The 15872-nt window shown below is 73.9% G+C and carries 13 protein-coding genes; 7 read left to right on the top strand and 6 right to left on the bottom strand.

The window, feature by feature from the left end; genetic code table 11:
* Window positions 1-35 precede the first annotated feature (35 nt).
* The 3 genes from ACIQG9_RS10255 to ACIQG9_RS10245 form a co-directional block, all read right to left on the bottom strand.
* On the bottom strand, window positions 36-893 hold the full coding sequence (locus ACIQG9_RS10255; RefSeq protein WP_400399952.1) for a hypothetical protein: 858 nt from the start codon (window positions 891-893) through the stop codon (window positions 36-38).
* A gap of 194 nt (window positions 894-1087) precedes the next feature.
* A complete protein-coding gene (locus tag ACIQG9_RS10250; RefSeq protein ID WP_400399950.1) occupies window positions 1088-2728 on the bottom strand; it encodes a CocE/NonD family hydrolase in 1641 nt (546 codons plus the stop codon).
* Between the two features lie 5 nt (window positions 2729-2733).
* A complete protein-coding gene (locus ACIQG9_RS10245) occupies window positions 2734-3249 on the bottom strand; it encodes a MarR family winged helix-turn-helix transcriptional regulator (RefSeq protein WP_400399948.1) in 516 nt (171 codons plus the stop codon).
* 150 nt (window positions 3250-3399) lie between these two features.
* On the opposite strand from ACIQG9_RS10245, the gene ACIQG9_RS10240 reads away from it, so the two are divergent.
* The gene (locus ACIQG9_RS10240; RefSeq protein WP_400399946.1) at window positions 3400-5529 is read left to right on the top strand and encodes an MMPL family transporter; all 2130 of its coding nucleotides are present in this window, start codon (window positions 3400-3402) and stop codon (window positions 5527-5529) included.
* A gap of 57 nt (window positions 5530-5586) precedes the next feature.
* On the opposite strand, the gene ACIQG9_RS10235 is transcribed toward ACIQG9_RS10240, so the two are convergent.
* Window positions 5587-6942, bottom strand: coding sequence for a DedA family protein (locus ACIQG9_RS10235; protein WP_400399944.1), 1356 nt, complete (start codon window positions 6940-6942; stop codon window positions 5587-5589).
* Window positions 6943-7078: 136 nt separating this feature from the next.
* Here ACIQG9_RS10235 and typA point away from each other — a divergent pair, with 136 nt between their 5' ends.
* Both typA and ACIQG9_RS10225 read left to right on the top strand, forming a co-directional pair.
* A complete protein-coding gene (gene typA, locus ACIQG9_RS10230) occupies window positions 7079-8947 on the top strand; it encodes a translational GTPase TypA (protein ID WP_400399942.1) in 1869 nt (622 codons plus the stop codon).
* A gap of 168 nt (window positions 8948-9115) precedes the next feature.
* Entirely contained in the window at window positions 9116-9982 is an 867-nt protein-coding gene (locus ACIQG9_RS10225) for a serine hydrolase (RefSeq protein ID WP_400399940.1), read from the top strand.
* A gap of 25 nt (window positions 9983-10007) precedes the next feature.
* On the opposite strand, the gene ACIQG9_RS10220 is transcribed toward ACIQG9_RS10225, so the two are convergent.
* Window positions 10008-10805 (bottom strand): tyrosine-protein phosphatase, encoded by a 798-nt coding sequence (locus ACIQG9_RS10220; protein ID WP_400399938.1) that lies wholly within the window; start codon window positions 10803-10805, stop codon window positions 10008-10010.
* 43 nt (window positions 10806-10848) lie between these two features.
* On the opposite strand from ACIQG9_RS10220, the gene ACIQG9_RS10215 reads away from it, so the two are divergent.
* Together ACIQG9_RS10215 and ACIQG9_RS10210 are read left to right on the top strand one after the other, a co-directional pair.
* The gene (locus ACIQG9_RS10215) at window positions 10849-11946 is read left to right on the top strand and encodes a mandelate racemase/muconate lactonizing enzyme family protein (RefSeq protein ID WP_400399936.1); all 1098 of its coding nucleotides are present in this window, start codon (window positions 10849-10851) and stop codon (window positions 11944-11946) included.
* Between the two features lie 43 nt (window positions 11947-11989).
* Window positions 11990-12925: an NlpC/P60 family protein gene (locus ACIQG9_RS10210; RefSeq protein ID WP_400399934.1), complete on the top strand. Its 936-nt coding sequence runs from the start codon at window positions 11990-11992 to the stop codon at window positions 12923-12925.
* A gap of 58 nt (window positions 12926-12983) precedes the next feature.
* Here the strand turns inward: ACIQG9_RS10210 and ACIQG9_RS10205 are convergent, their stop codons facing one another.
* Complete coding sequence (locus ACIQG9_RS10205; protein ID WP_400399932.1) at window positions 12984-13982, bottom strand: TerC family protein; 999 nt, start codon at window positions 13980-13982, stop codon at window positions 12984-12986.
* Window positions 13983-14512: 530 nt separating this feature from the next.
* On the opposite strand from ACIQG9_RS10205, the gene ACIQG9_RS10200 reads away from it, so the two are divergent.
* The gene (locus tag ACIQG9_RS10200; protein ID WP_400399930.1) at window positions 14513-14806 is read left to right on the top strand and encodes an antibiotic biosynthesis monooxygenase family protein; all 294 of its coding nucleotides are present in this window, start codon (window positions 14513-14515) and stop codon (window positions 14804-14806) included.
* 172 nt (window positions 14807-14978) lie between these two features.
* On the top strand, window positions 14979-15776 hold the full coding sequence (locus tag ACIQG9_RS10195) for an SDR family oxidoreductase (RefSeq protein ID WP_400399928.1): 798 nt from the start codon (window positions 14979-14981) through the stop codon (window positions 15774-15776).
* Window positions 15777-15872 lie beyond the last annotated feature (96 nt).

The raw sequence follows: 15872 nt of genomic DNA, 5'->3' as shown, positions 1-15872 counted from the left end.
AATAGCTGTTGCGGAAGACCTGTTGCGAATGGGGGTCAGGCGACCAGGCGCTTGGCCAGTTCGTCAGCGACCTGCTTGGCGACGGTGGGCGGGATGGCGGCGGCGATCTTCTCCGGGGTGAGCTCGGCCAGCACGCTGGCGACAACCGCCTGCTCGTCGGCGAGGCCCGCGTCGGCCAGCACGGCGAGCGTGGACTGCAACGCGGTCAGCTGCGCGCCGAGCGACTTGAGGGTGGGGTGCGGGACGACGTAGCCGGGGGTGGCGTCGTCCTCCCCCATCGCCATCCGGGTGTAGATCTGCCCCACCGGGTTACGTCCGTCCAGGACGGTCAGGTTCTTGTGGACGGTCTTCAACCAGGCGTGTTCCTCGGGTGTCATGTCACGGTCCTCCAGGAGTCCGATGCTGGTCAGGTAGCGCCGGAACAGCGGGGTCTGGTCCCGTCCGGCCTTGGTCGAGTCGCGGAAGAAACTGAAGTGGGTGTGGTAGAGGTGGGAGTTGTCGCCGGTGCTGCGCCTGCCCAGGCGGTCCCAGCGGCGGACGGTCTTGCCGTCCGGGGAGTAGATGATCTCCCGCAGGTCTCTGCTGTCCGCGCTGTCCGCCCGGCACTGGGCGACGCACCAGGCGGAGAAGGTGCGCAGGTTGTGGGTGGCGCCACCGGACCGCACGCTGAACACGCCGACGTCCAGCGCCGAGGCGTGCAGCGTGAGACCGGCGGAGTCCCGGCGGGACTCGACGACCGAGTAGTCGTTGGCCACCACCCGGTCGGCACCGGTGTGGTAGCCACCGCGATGGGCCGGATCGCCGACGATGCCGACCGAGGCGGGGTCGAGAGCCTTGATGGTGTCGAGCAGGAGTCGGCGGACGGCCAGCAGATTGGCCGGGGCCGTGGTCATGGTGTCCCTTCCCGCAGCCGGCCCAACGGTGCCGGCTGCTTCAGCGTCAGGGCCAGAAAAGGTGGTGACTCCACGTAGGCGGTATGCCGTCGTAAGAGCGGACCCGACCGCTGGTACACCTCATCGGGTGTTGCGGTAGACGCTACCGAGGTTGCGGGAAGAACCCCAGCTCAGAGCGGTTGTCTTCAGATAGGTCAAAGCTGGGGGTCGGCGGGGGCCACCGACAGCACGAGCAGCGACGGGTGCGCCGGATCGTGCAGGATCTCCCGCCGTCCCGCACGGAGCGTCACCGCCGTGCCGAGCGGTTCGCCGGTACCCGGGTTGCGCGCGTACCGGGGGTGGGCGCCCCCGCAGACCTGCACCCGCAGCCGGTGCCCCGGCGCGAAGCGGTGCGCCGCCGGCCAGAGCTCCACCGGCACCCGGATCACCCCGTCCGCACCGACGGGGAACCGGCCGGGGGCGACCCGGACCAGGCCGTCGCAGACGTTCCAGGACCGGCCGCGCCGGTCCACGTCGCAGAGCCGGACGAACACGTCCAGGTACGACAGGTCACTGCGGACGTGGATCTCGGCGCGGACCGGTCCGAGCACCTCGACCGGGGCGGCCAGCACCGCGCTGGTGTAGACCAGCACGTCCGGCCGGGCCTCGACGGGCCGGTTGTCGACCGGGCCGGCGCGCTGAGCGACCAGCAGCGGGCCACCCAGCGACGGGGTGGGGTCGGCCGGGTCGTACCAGATCGCGTCGGGGGGTGACGCCGCCGGCGGCTCCGGGGCGAGCCGGCCCCCGGCGTGCAGGTGCCAGCGGGTGGTGACCGCCGGCGGCGGCCAGTCGGGGAGGTCCCGCCAGCCGCCCCCGTCGCCGCCGACGTGCACCCGTACCGGGGCGCCCGTCGGCGCCGGCCGGCCACCCAGGTGGGCGTCGAGCCAGGCCAGCCCCTCACGCAGCGCCGCCGCCAGCATCCCCGGGCTGCCGTGGGTCCACGGCCCGACGGTGAGCCGGGTGGGCACGCCGGCGGCCCGCAGCGCGGCGTGGTCGGCGAGCTGGCCGGGGAGGAAGATGTCCTGCCAGCCGGTGACCATCGCCACCGGGGCGCGTACCTCGGCGATCCGGTCGGCGAAGACCCGGCCGCGCCAGTAGTCGGCGTCCGGGGTGTGGTGGCGCAGCCACTCCTGGAAGAAGGGCACGGTCACCCCGGTGGCGACCCGGTCGGCCTCGCTCAACGGCAGGTGGGCCAGGGCGGCGGCGAGCCGGGGCTGCCCGCGCTTGAGTTCCCACTGCCGGGCCAGCCACGGCACGGTCTGCGCCTGGAGCAGCTCGGCCCAGGTCAGTACGGTGTCCAGGGCGAAGGACTCCCCGGCGTACGTCGAGTCCCGGGTGGCCGAGGCGGTGGCCACGGCAACCATCGCGCCCAACTCCGCCCCCACCTCGGCGGCCAGCGCCCACTGCACGAAACCCTGGTAGCTGGCCCCGAACATGCCGAACGTCCCGGTGTACCAGGATTGGCGGCGCAGCCAGTCGACGGTGTCCAGGCCGTCGTCACGCTCGTGCACCAGCGGGGCGAACCGGCCGCCGGAGCCGCCGGTGCCCCGGCAGGACTGGATCACCACGTGGAAGCCGCGCCCGGCGACCAGCCGGCCGAGCAGCCGTACCGGCCCGCCCCGCCCGTACGGGGTGCGGATCAGCACGGTCGGCGCGCCGGGCAACTCCGGGGCGTAGTGGTCGGTGCGCAGCGGCACGCCGTCGCGGACCCGGACCGGGACGTCCCGGGTGACGGTGACCCGGTGGGTACGCGCGGCCGGCAGTCGCAGCGCGGCGGTGGCCAGCCGGTCCAGCACGGCGGTCAGTCCGCCGGACGCCGGGGCGGCTCGGACCGGGCGGCCCGCACGGCGTCCCGGTGCTCCCGCATCGAGGCGACCATGGTCGCCAGGAACCGGTGGACGACCGCCAGTTCCTCGTCGGTGAACCGGGTCATCACCTCGTCGGTGCGCCGGCCGAGCGGGCCGAAGAAGCTCATCGCCAGGGCGGCCCCCTGGTCGGCGTAGCGCAGGAACACCTTGCGCCGGTCGGCGGTGTCCCGGTCCCGGCGGATGTGGCCGGCGCGTTCCAGCCGGTCGATCAGCGCGGTCACCGACCCGGAGGAGAGGTTGAGCTGTTCGCCGAGCCGGCCCGGGGTGATCGGGTCGCCGAGCAGTTCGGCGTCCATGACGGCGATCAGCGCGTGCAGGTCGGTCGGATTGAGCCCGTGCAGGCCGGCGAACGCGTGCCCGATGTGCTGCGCGTCCACCGAGTAGCGGCGCAGGTCGTTGGTGATGTCGGCCACCATCTGCCCACGCCGGTCGTCCCGTCGCCGATACATGCCGTGCGCTGCCACGTCCCGCCGAGACCCCCTGTCGCACCGTCCGGTTGCAGCATAGAGGAGCGGCCGATAATCTCGCCTATCAAGATACTTGAAGGGCGGGCTATATGTCCGCCCGGTCACCCCGTCGAGAGACCACGAGGGCAGCCGATGTCTCCGTTCACCCGCGTCGCCCGCAGCCGGCTCGCCGCCTGGCTCACCGTGGTGGCCGCGATCGTCGTCGGCGCGGTCGTCTTCGGGCTGCCCCGGCCCGACAACCCCGCCCCCGTCTCCGCCACCGGGCTGTCCGTACGGTGGCAGTCGACCCAGGTGGAACGACTCCAGGACCAGTTGCCCTCCAGCGACGTCCAGCCGGCGGTCGTGGTGGTCAGCCGCGACGACGGCGGCGCGCTCACCGAGGCCGACCGGGCGGCCGTCACCGCCCGCTCCGGCGCGCTGGGCGAACTCGCCGTCGGCGGCCGGACCGGCCCGCCGCAGGTCTCCCCGGACGGCGCGGTCGCGCTGCTGGTGGTGCCGCTGGACACCGCCGGCGGCCAGCAGGCCGTCGTCGCCAAGGTGGCCCAGGTACGCGGGACACTGACCGGCCTCCCCGACGGGCTCACCGTCGCGGTCACCGGAGCGCCCGCCTTCACCGCCGACCTGACCAAGGTCTTCGAGGGCGCCGACGTCACCCTGCTCGCCGTCACCGCCGGGGTGGTCGCCCTGCTGCTCCTGATCACCTACCGCAGCCCGTTCCTGTGGATCGTGCCGCTGATCGTGGTCGCCGCCACCGAGCAGCTCACCCTGCGCGCCGTCGACACCGTCGTCCCGGCGGTCGGCATCAACCTCCAGCAGGGCGCGGTCACCGGCATCGCCAGCGTGCTGGTCTTCGGCGCCGCCACCGACTACGCCCTGCTGCTCATCGCCCGCTACCGGGAGGAGCTGCGCCGCGAGCAGGACCGGTTCGCCGCCATGCGCGCCGCCCTGCGCCGCACCGCCGAGCCGATCCTGGCCAGCGGCGGCACCGTCGTCCTCGGCGTGCTCACCCTGCTGCTGTCGGAACAGGAGACGAACCGGGCGCTCGCCGTGGCCTGCGCGACCGGCGTGGTGTTCGCCATGCTCAGCGCCCTGTTCGTGCTGCCCGCCGTACTGGTGATCTTCGGACGGGGGTTGTTCTGGCCATTCGTGCCGCGAGTCGGCGGCCCGGTCCGCGAGGGCCGGCTCTGGGGCCGGCTCGGCGACGCCGTGGTCCGCCGCCCGTGGCCGGTCGCGGCGCTGTCCGTCCTGCTCCTCGCCGGCCTCGCCCTCGGCGGGTGGGGCATCCGCACCGGCCTGTCCGAGACCGCGCAGTTCCGGGTCAAGCCGGAGGCGGTCGCCGGGGCGGAGACCCTGGCCCGGGCCTTCCCGGCGGGCACCACCCAGCCGGTGGCGGTACTGACCAACCCGGCCGCCGCCCAGGCGGTCACCCGGGCCGCCGCGGCCGTACCCGGCGTCGCCTCGGCCCGGCCCGGCGCGGCCGGCGCGGCGGTGGCCCAGGTCGACGTGGTGCTGGCCGACGAACCGGGCACCACCGCCTCGGACCGGGCCGTCGCAGCGCTCCGGGACGCGGTCGCGGCCGTCCCCGGCTCCGCGCCGCCCCCGGTCGAGGGCGCCGAGCGGGCCGGCGGGGCGCTCGTCGGCGGCACGGTGGCCGCGACCTACGACTCCGACGAGGCCAACTCCCGGGACCTGCGGCTGATCCTGCCGATCATCCTGCTGCTCGTCGGCGCGGTGCTGGTGCTGCTGCTGCGCGGCCTGCTCGCGCCGCTGCTGCTGGTGCTGACCGTGATCGCGTCCTTCTTCGCCAGCCTCGGCGCGGCGTGGCTGCTCTTCGACCACCTGCTCGGCTTCCCGGCACTGGACAGCGGGGTGCTCCTGCTGGCCTTCGTGTTCCTGGTCGCGCTCGGGGTGGACTACAACATCTTCCTGGTCACCCGGGCCCGGGAGGACGCCCGCCGGGTCGGCACCCGCGACGGCATGCTCTCCGCCCTGCGGGTCACCGGCGGGGTGATCACCAGCGCCGGCGTACTGCTCGCCGCCGTCTTCGCCGTCCTCGGCGTGCTGCCGCTGATCACCCTGACCCAGATCGGTGTCATCGTGTGCATCGGCGTCCTGCTGGACACGCTGCTGGTGCGGACGGTGCTGGTACCGGCGCTGGCGTTCCTGCTCGGTGACCGGTTCTGGTGGCCGGGGCGGATCGCCCGGGACACGTCCGTCGACGAGGCCCCGGCCGCCCCGGAGCCGGTCGCCGCACGGGACTGACCGGACCCCTGCCGACGGGGTCGTGGCGCACGTCGCCGGGCACCCGGGGGCCGAAGGTCAGCGGCCCGGCACCCGCCCGCCCGCGCCCACCGCCCGGTCCCGGGTGGCCCAGGCGACCGCGAGGACCAGCGTCCAGGCCACCCCGAGCAGGACCGAGGTGGCGGTCCCGCTGGCCGTGCTCCAGCCCAGGTAGAGGCGGGCACCGCCGACCACCGCGATGCCGGCCGCCGCGACCGTCCAGGCGGCCACCGCCACCGGCCACCGGGCGTCCCGGGACAGCAGCCAGGCGAGCGTGCACAGCCCCGCCGCCACCACCGCGATCTGGGTCGGCAGGACGACAGCGCCCCCGGCGTCGGTCAGGTCGGCGACCACGGTGAGCACCACCAGGGGCAGGAACGCCCCGGCCGTGCCGAAGACGCTCAGCAGGTCGGCCCGCCACGGCCGGTGCCGCCAGGCCAGCCCGGCGGCCACCACCGCCACCACCACGATCAGGACCGAGCCACGCAGCACGGAGACCGTCGTGAGCGCCACCTCCACCGCGCCCGGGGTCCGCCGGGCGGCGAACCAGCCGGCGATCACCCCGTCCACGACGAACAGCCCGCTCCACCGGACCACCACGTCCAGCAGCCAGGCGACGGCCACCCAGACGGCGAAGAGCAGCACCAGACCAGCGGCGAGGTTGAGCAGCAGCGCCCAGCCCGGACCGACGCGCACGGCGACCAGGAAGAACAGGACGCCGTACCGGCGGGTGAACCAGCGCCACGGTGGCAGGGCCGCCGCCTGGGACAGCAGCGCCCGCACCGGGTCGGGATTGCGGCCCAGCCACCGCCCGGCCAGCACGATCGCCACCAGCACGACCAGCAGCACCAGCACCACACCGGTGGCCCGGCCGAGCAGCCGGGAGACCGTGTCGTACGACTCACCGGCCAGGTTGCCGACCAGGACCGAGGCACCGACCCAGGTGACCACCCCGGCCAGGTTCCACGGGGCGAACCGCCGGTACGGCATGCCCGCCGCGCCGGCCAGCCGGGGCACCAGGGTCCGGGCGAAGGGCACCCAACGGGCGGTGAACACCCCCCGCCCGTTCAGCCGGGCCAGCAGCGCGTCGGCCCGGGCCCACCGCTGCGGGCCGACCCGGGCACCCAGCCCGGAGGCGCGCAGCCGTGGCCCGTACCGGCGACCGGCCCGGAAGGCGAGTGTGTCGCCGATCACGGCAGCGGTGGTCATCACCAGCAGCGCCGGGGCGAGCCGTAGCGTCCCCGCGTACGCTAGGAAGCCGACCAGCAGCAGGGTCGCCTCTCCCGGCACCAGCAGACCGAAGATCACCGCCGTCTCGCCCGCGACGATCGTCGCGGCGACCAGGTAGATCAGCAGGGTCGGCAGGCCCTGTAGTGACGTCAGCAGGTCAGGCATCCGGTCCCCAGCAGCACGGGGGCCAGCATGCCAGGAGCTGGAACGGTCGGAACAGCAGTTTCGGCAAGAGATCCGGGCCAGGTAGGGGGTGACCCCGACGCGTGCCCCGGCAACCGTAGACAGGAGTATGGAGGGTATGCAGCTTCGCACCGACCTCCGCAACGTCGCCATCATCGCCCACGTCGACCACGGCAAGACGACCCTGGTCGACGCCATGTTGCGGCAGGCCGGCGCCTACGGCGCCCGCGGCGAGGTAACCGAGCGCGTCATGGACTCGATGGACCTCGAGCGGGAAAAGGGCATCACCATCCTGGCCAAGAACACCGGCGTGCGGTACCTGCCGGCGGACGGGTCCGAGCCGGTCACCATCAACATCATCGACACCCCCGGCCACGCCGACTTCGGCGGCGAGGTCGAGCGGGGCCTGACCATGGTCGACGGGGTGGTGCTCCTGGTGGACGCCAGTGAGGGCCCGCTGCCGCAGACCCGGTTCGTGCTCCGCAAGGCGCTGCGCGCCCGGATGCCGATCATCCTGGTGATCAACAAGGTCGACCGCCCGGACGCCCGGATCAAGGAGGTCGTGGACGACACCTACGAACTCTTCCTCGATCTGGACGCCGACGAGGAGCAGATCGACTTCCCGATCGTCTACGCCTGTGCCCGGGACGGCATCGCCTCGCTGACCCAGCCCGCCGACGGCGCGGTGCCCGACGACAGCACCAGCCTGGAACCGCTGTTCCGCACCCTGCTGGACACCATCCCGCCGCCCGCGTACGAGGAGGACGCGCCGCTACAGGCGCACGTCACCAACCTCGACGCCTCGCCGTTCCTGGGCCGGTTGGCGCTGTGCCGGGTCCGGCAGGGCACCATCCGCAAGGGCGAGACGGTGTCCTGGTGCCGTACCGACGGCAGCACCCAGCGGGTCCGCATCTCCGAGCTGCTGATGACCGAGGGGCTGGAGCGCAAGCCGGCCGACTCGGCGGGGCCTGGTGACATCATCGCCGTCGCCGGCATCCCGGAGATCATGATCGGTGAGACCCTGGCCGACGCGGAGAACCCGCAGCCGCTGCCGCTGATCACCGTCGACGAGCCGGCCATCTCGATGACCATCGGCACCAACACCTCGCCGCTGGTCGGCCGGGTCAAGGGCGCCAAGGTCACCGCCCGGATGGTCAAGGACCGGCTCGACAAGGAGCTGGTCGGCAACGTCTCGCTGCGGGTGCTGCCCACCGAGCGGCCGGACGCCTGGGAGGTGCAGGGTCGTGGCGAGCTGGCCCTGGCCATCCTGGTCGAGCAGATGCGCCGCGAGTCGTACGAGCTGACCGTCGGCAAGCCGCAGGTGGTCACCCGGGAGATCGACGGCAAGATCTGCGAGCCGGTGGAGCGGCTGACCATCGACGCCCCGGAGGAGTACCTCGGCGCGATCACCCAGCTCCTGGCCACCCGCAAGGGCCGGATGGAGCAGTTGGTCAACCACGGCACCGGCTGGATCCGGATGGAGTGGCTGGTCCCGGCGCGCGGCCTGATCGGCTTCCGCACCGAGTTCCTCACCGACACCCGGGGCACCGGCATCCTGCACCACGTCTTCGAGTCGTACGAGCCGTGGTTCGGCGAGCTGCGGACCCGGCAGAACGGCTCGCTGGTCGCCGACCGGGCAGGCGCGGTCACCTCGTTCGCCATGATCAACCTTCAGGAGCGCGGCCAGCTCTTCGTCGAGCCCACCACCGAGGTGTACGAGGGCATGATCGTCGGGGAGAACTCCCGCTCCGACGACATGGATGTCAACATCACCAAGGAGAAGAAGCTCACCAACATGCGGGCGTCGACCTCCGACGAGACCGAGAAGCTGATCCCGCCGCGCAAGCTGTCGCTGGAGCAGGCCCTGGAGTTCTGCCGCGAGGACGAGTGCGTCGAGGTGACCCCGGCCGCCGTCCGCATCCGCAAGCTGGTGCTGGACCAGACCCAGCGGGGCCGGATGGCCGCCCGGCGCAAGCACGCCGGCTGACTCACCCCACCGGAGCCCGGCCACCCACCCGGCTGGCCGGGCTCCGGCGTTCCGGCACCGCTCCCCCGGTCGTGACCGTACGGTCGACGGCGGTGGGAGGCTCGACCTGGGCGCTCGGGGGCGGTCTCGCCGTCCCGTGCCGGCCGCCGGTCCGCTACGGTCACCGGCATGACCTGGGATGACCTCGACGCCCGGCTGGACCGGGTGCCCGGCACCGTCTCGGCGTACGTGGGCCGGCTCGGCACGCCGCCGACCTGGACCCGGGCGGCCGACGCCACCCACTACGCGGCCAGCACCATGAAGGTCGCGGTGCTGCTGGCGCTGCACCGGGCCGCCGAGGCGGGCCGCCTCGACCTGGACACGCCGGTGCCGGTGACCAACGAGTTCGACTCGGCGCAGCCGGGCGCGCCCCGCTTCTCCTGCGCCCGGCCCTACGACAACGACGAGGCGGTCTGGGAGCGGCTGGGCGGTAGCGTCCCGCTGCGCTGGCTCGCCGACCGGATGATCACCCGGTCCAGCAACCTGGCCACCAACCTGGTGCTCGGGCAGGTGGGGCTGGCCCCGGTGGCCGAGGCGTGGGCGCTGGCCGGAGCCCGGCACAGCGTCACCGGTCGGGGCATCGAGGACTTCGCCGCCCGCGAGGCGGGCGTCACCAACCTGGTCACCGCCGCCGACCTGGCGGCCCTGCTCGGCGGGCTGGCCGCCGGCGCGCACCGGCCCGGACCGCTGGCCGCCCCGCCGGCCTGCGCGGCCATGGTGGACGTGCTGCTGGCCCAGCGGCACCGCGAGGACCTGGCCGCCGGGCTGCCCGAGGGCACCCGGATCGCCCACAAGAACGGCTGGGTACGCGGCGTGCGGCACGGCGTCGGGGTGGTCCTGCCCGACGACGCCCCGCCGTACGTGATCGCCGTCTGCACCACCACCGACCTGGCCGACGGCGGCACGACGGGCGACGCGGAGGTCGACGACGCCTGCCGGCTGATCGCCGGGGTCTCCGCGGCGGCCTGGGCCGCCCGGCACGACCTGGCCGGCTGACCGGCCGGCCCCGGACGCGCGGGAGTCACTCCAGCAGGTGCGTCCGGAGCGCGGCGCGGATCTCGGCGGTGATCCCCAGCCCGTCGGCCAGGTAGGCGTCGAACGTGCCGTGCGCCCGGCGCACCTCGTCGTACGCGGCGTCCAGGTACTCCGGGCGTGCCTCCAGCACCGGCTCGACCGCCGCCGGGTCCAGCTCCGGGCGTCGACGCACCATCGCGTCGCGCAGCACCTCGCGCAGGCTCACCGTCAGCTCGTTGTGCCGCAGGTAGTCGGCCCGGACCGCGTCCTCCTCCACGCCGAGCGCGGTGAGCAGCACCACCGCCAGCCAGCCGGTGCGGTCCTTGCCGGCGGCGCAGTGGAACAGCAGCGGCAGGTTCGCCGGGTCGGCCGCCAGCCGGACCGCCCGGCCGAAGCCCTCCCGGGCCGCCCGGCCGGTGACGAACCAGCGGTAGATGGCCGCCATCGCCGCCGGGGTGCCCTGCCGGGCCAGTTCGTCGTACGCGCCGAGGTCGTGGCCGAGCAGCAGCGCCGAGACGTACGTGAAGACCGGGTGCGCCGGGTCGAGCACCGGCAGGCAGACCAGTCGCGGGGCACCGACCAGCCGGTCCGGCGGGGCGACCGACGTCTCGGAGTCGTCCCGCAGGTCGACCACGCAGGCCGCGCCGAGCCCGCCCAGCACCGGCAGGTCCTCGTCGGTGAGCCGGCCCAGCGCCGGGGTGCGGATCAGCCGGCCCGCCCGCACCCGCCGCCCGTCCGTGGTGGGCAGCCCGCCCAGGTCACGGGCGTTCGGCGCGCCCACCAACTCCCAGTTCCGCACGCTCATCGGCCTCCCCTTCCGGTGACGTCCTGCGTATAGGGTGCCGCACATGACGATCGCCGCGGTACGCACCCACCGGCTTTCCGCCCCCTTACACACCCCGTTCGTGACCGCGCTGCGCCGCACCACCACTGTGGAGACCCTGGTGGTGGAGGTGACCGACACCGACGGGCGGTCCGGCTTCGGCGAGGCGCCCCAGGTGTGGCAGGTGACCGGTGCGTCGGTGGCGGGCGCGGAGGCGTGCGTGCGGGACGTCCTCGCCCCGGCGGTCACCGGCCGGGACGCCGACGACCTGGTGGCCCGCTGCGCCGAGGTGAGCGCCGCGGTGGCCGGCAACGAGGCGGCCCGGGCGGCGCTGGACGTCGCCCTGCACGACCTGGCGGCGCGGCGGCTCGGCGTACCGCTGGTGCGGCTGCTCGGCGGCGTGACGCTGCGGGTCCCGACGGACGTCACGCTGGCCGCCGGGGAGGGCGCGGAGCTGGCGGCGGCCGCACGGCAGCGGCACGGCGAGGGCTTCGACGTGCTCAAACTGAAGGTGGGTACGGACGCCACGGGCGACCTGGACCGGGTCCGGGCGGTCCGGGCGGCCGTCGGGCCGCAGGTGCGGATCCGGTTGGACGCCAACCAGGGCTGGACGGCACGCGAGGCGGTCCGGGTGATCCGGGGCGTCGAGGACGCCGGGCTCGACGTCGAACTGGTCGAGCAGCCGGTGGCCCGGTGGGACCTGGACGGGCTGGCCTGGGTCAGCGACCGGGTGACCGTGCCGATCCTGGCCGACGAGGCGGTGTTCGGGGTCCGGAACCTGGTCGAGGTGATCCGGCGGCGGGCGGCGGACATGGTCAACGTCAAGCTCGCCAAGTGCGGCGGCCTGCACCCGGCGCGGACCCTGCTGGAGCTGGCCCGCGCACACGGGATGGGCACGATCGTCGGTTCCATGATGGAGAGCCAGGTCGGGGTCGGCGCGGCGGCCAGCCTGGTCGCCGCGTACCCCACCAGCGCCGTGTCGGACCTGGACGCCGCCTGGTGGTTGGCGTCGTCGCCGGTGCGCGGCGGCATCCGGTACGACGGTGCCACCGTGGTGCTACCGGACGCCCCCGGCCTCGGCATCGACTCGGTGACTGAAACAAAGGTTCAGCACTCAGGTTGAGGAATGCATCTTTCTTTCATAAGGTCCGGGTAGGCACCGAGGCGTGAACCGGAGGTCGGACGTGGAGTTGCAACCGGGTCGGGAGGCATTCGTCCGGGTGGCCGTCGCGACGCTCTGGAACGACCCCGGCGCGACCCGCCCGGTCGACCGGCCCGCGCTGGCCGTGCCCTCCGACACCGCAGGCTGGGTCGCCGGGATGGACGTCACGCAGCGGGTCGGCGACTGCGTGCTCAGCCAACTGCTGCTCGGCGAGCGGGTGCTGGTCAACGCGGTACGCCCCGACGGCTGGGCCCGGGTGGTCGCGGTGGAACAGCCCGCCCCGCGCCGCGACCCGCGCGGCTACCCGGGCTGGCTGCCCGCCGCCCAGCTCACCCCGGACACGTCCGACACCCCCGACGCCGCCGCGCCCGCCCCGCTGGTGGTCGACGCGGTGCGCACCGGCCTGCGGGGCACCCCGGGCGGCCCGGTCGTCCTGCCCGGGGTCGTCCTCGGCACCCGGCTCGCCCCGGCCGGCGCGGCCGTCGACGGGTGGCAGCCGGTGCGGGTGCCCGGCCGACCCGACCCGCTCTGGGTGCCGGCGGCGGACGTCGCGCCGCTGCCGGTCGGCCCGCCGTCGGCCGGCGCGGTGCTGGCCGTCGCCGACCGGCTCCGCGCCGTCGCGTACGTCTGGGGTGGGCTCTCCGGCCACGGCATCGACTGTTCCGGCCTGGTGCACCTGGCCTGGCGGCGGTTCGGCGTGACGCTGCCGCGCGACGCCGACGACCAGGCGACGGCCACCTCCCCGGTGCCGGCCGGCGAGGAGCGGGCCGGCGACCTCTACTTCTTCGCCCGGCCCGGCCGGACGATCCACCACGTCGGCCTGGTCACCACCGGGGACGGGCCCCGGATGCTGCACGCCTGCTACCGGCAGCGGCGGGTGCTGGAGGAGCGGCTGCCGCCCGACCGGGCCGCCACCCTGGTCGGCGCCCGCCGGGTCTGATCGGCACGGCGAAGGGCGCCGCCGAGGTCGGCAGCGCCCTTCGTGGTGACGGACGGCGTCAGCGCCGGGCCTCGGCCAACTCCCGGCGCCGGTCCCGGGACGACTTGACCAGGCTGGCCACGGTCGCCGCGGCGAGGCAGCCGAGGATGACCGTCAGCGAGAGCCAGATCGGGATGTGCGGCGCCCAGGCGACCGGCTCGCCACCGTTGACGAACGGCAGGTTGTTGTCGGCCAGAGCCTCCAGCACCAGCTTGACGCCGATGAAGCCGAGCACCACGGCCAGGCCGTAGCTGAGGTAGATCAGCCGGTCGAGCAGCCCACCGAGCAGGAAGTAGAGCTGCCGGAGGCCCATCAGCGCGAAGACGTTCGCGGTGAAGACCAGGTACGGCTCCTGGGTGATCCCGAAGATCGCCGGGATCGAGTCCAGCGCGAAGATCAGGTCGGTGGTGCCGATCGCGATCATCACGATCAGCATCGGGGTGAAGAGCCGCCTGCCGGCCTGGTACGTGGTGAGCTTCGCGCCGTCGTAGTCCCGCGAGAGCGGCAGCGCCTTGCGGCTCCACCGGATCAGCAGGTTCTCCTTGAACTCGTCCTCCTCCGGCTCACCCTGCCGGGCCAGGTTGACCGCCGTGTAGATCAGGAACGCGCCGAAGATGTAGAACACCCAGGAGAACTGGGAGATCAGCGCCGCTCCGGCGGCGATGAAGCCACCGCGCATGACCAGCGCCAGCACGATGCCGATGAGCAGCACCTTCTGCTGGTACTTCCGGGGCACCCCGAACCGGGCCATGATGATCACGAAGACGAAGAGGTTGTCCACCGAGAGGCTGTACTCGGTGAGCCAGCCGGTGTAGAACTGGCCGGCCACGCTGCCACCGGCGGTGAGCCAGAGCCCCGCCCCGAACAGCAGCGCCAGGCCGACGTAGAAGCCGACCCAGAGGCTCGACTCACGGACGCTGGGCTCGTGCGGCCGACGGCCGACGATGAAGAGATCGACGAGGAGCACCGCCGTCAGTGCGACGAGGGTTCCCGCCCACACCATTCCGGACACGTTCAATCCATTCCTCCGGCAGACACGCGGCGTCGGGCACACCGTACGCCGAGTGACGGCGGGGGTGGGCGACGACGCACACACTGGTGACTGTCGGAGGTCTCTTCCGCCAGCGGCCCGCGAACGGGACGTTGACCCACGGAGCCGGGTCGGATGCCGGGGGGTGGCGGTCGACCGTGCTGACGACTCCGTCGCGGGGGAATACTCCCCTCCTCGGCCGCCATTGTTCACCATCCGGGGTGTCGAGCGCATCTCCTGGCCCCCGATTGCCGACAGCATCACCTTCCGACACTCCACCCGTGCGGGCTGTGCGGTGGCAGGGGCACTATCCGGCAGGGCATCCTAGGAGGCTAGGTGTACCTGTGCCTGACCCACCGACGCCGGCCGAGGCCCCACCAGCCTCCGAGGCGGACCGGCGGGGTGTGCGCCGGCGGGCACGGGGTGGTCGGAGAACCTCGATGCCGGCGGCGGACCCGGCCGGGGGAAGCGGCACCCGCCGCGCCGGCCGGCACGGGCGGCGTGGCAGGCTGTCGGGCATGGTGCTTGAGGTCGCGCTCATCGACGTACTGCCCGGACACGAGGACGATTTCGCCGCCGCGTACGCGCAGGCGCACGCCATCATCATCGCGGTGGAGGGCTGCCGGTCGGTCCGGATGACCCGGGGCATCGAGACCCCCTCCCGGTTCGTCCTGCTGGTCGAGTGGGACTCGGTCGAGGCGCACGAGCAGAACTTCCGGGCCACCGAGGCGTTCGGCCGGTGGCGGGCGCTGATCGGCCCGCACTTCGCCGGCCCGCCCCGGGTCGAGCACTTCGTCGACGTACCGGCCTGAGCCAGGGATCCACCCCTGTCGACCAGGCATCCGCCCGTTCTGTCGTACCCCCGGGTTACCGTGCGCCGCACGCGCGGCACACCGGCCCCGACACGTTCGGGGGTGCCGGGTCCGGTGGTCGCGCGGCCATAATCGCTGGCGTCCATCCAATCGGCCTGATGCACTGGCGCGCATGACCGAGCAGGTGTTCCTGGTGACCGGGGTCAGCCGGCGGGTCGGCATCGGCGCGGCGGTCGCCCGCACGCTCGCCGCGGACGGCCACCGGCTGCTGCTCACTGGGCTGCCCGGCTACGACGACGCCCAGCCCTACGGCGGGGACCCGGACGGCGTACCGGCACTGCTGGCCGAGCTGGGTGACGCCGTCGACCACGTCCCCGCCGACCTGCTCGACCCGGCCGTCCCGGCCGACCTGGTCGCCGAGGCGGTACGCCGGCACGGCCGGCTCGACGCGGTGGTGGCGGTGCACGCCTACTCCACCACGACCTCGCTGGGCGAGCTGGACCCGGGCGAGATCGACCGGCACCTGCTGGTCAACGTCCGGGCCACGCTGCTGCTGGCCGACGCGTTCGCCGCCGCCTTCACCGCGGGGGCGGGTGGCCGGCTGGTGCTCTTCTCCAGCGGGCAGCGGCTCGGTCCGATGCCGGGCGAGCTGGCGTACGCGGCCAGCAAGGCCGGCGTCGAGAACCTGACCGCCCAGCTCGCCCCACTGCTGATGCCCCGGGGGATCACCGTCAACTGCGTCAACCCGGGGCCGACCGACACCGGGTACGCCCCACCGGACGCGCACGCCGCCGTGGCCGCGCTCTTCCCCGGCGGTCGCTGGGGCACCCCGCAGGACGCGGCGCGACTGGTCCGCTTCCTGTGCTCACCCGAGGCGGGCTGGATCACCGGCCAGGTGATCGACTCCGAGGGCGGCTTCTCGCCGGCACGTGTGACGCGACGTCCACCGGGCACCCCGGACGTCCAGTGATGCCGATGCGTCGCCGCCGGCACGCCGAGCGGGGCCACCGGCGATGCGCGGCCCGGGCCCTGGACGGACGCCCGGCCCGACGGTCACCGACCGGGC

The sequence above is a fragment of the Micromonospora sp. NPDC092111 genome (genome assembly GCF_044755745.1).
In the GTDB taxonomy this organism is placed as follows: Bacteria; Actinomycetota; Actinomycetes; order Mycobacteriales; family Micromonosporaceae; genus Micromonospora.
Note: the sequence above shows the minus strand (reverse complement) of the source record. Positions and strands in the feature narration are given on the sequence as shown.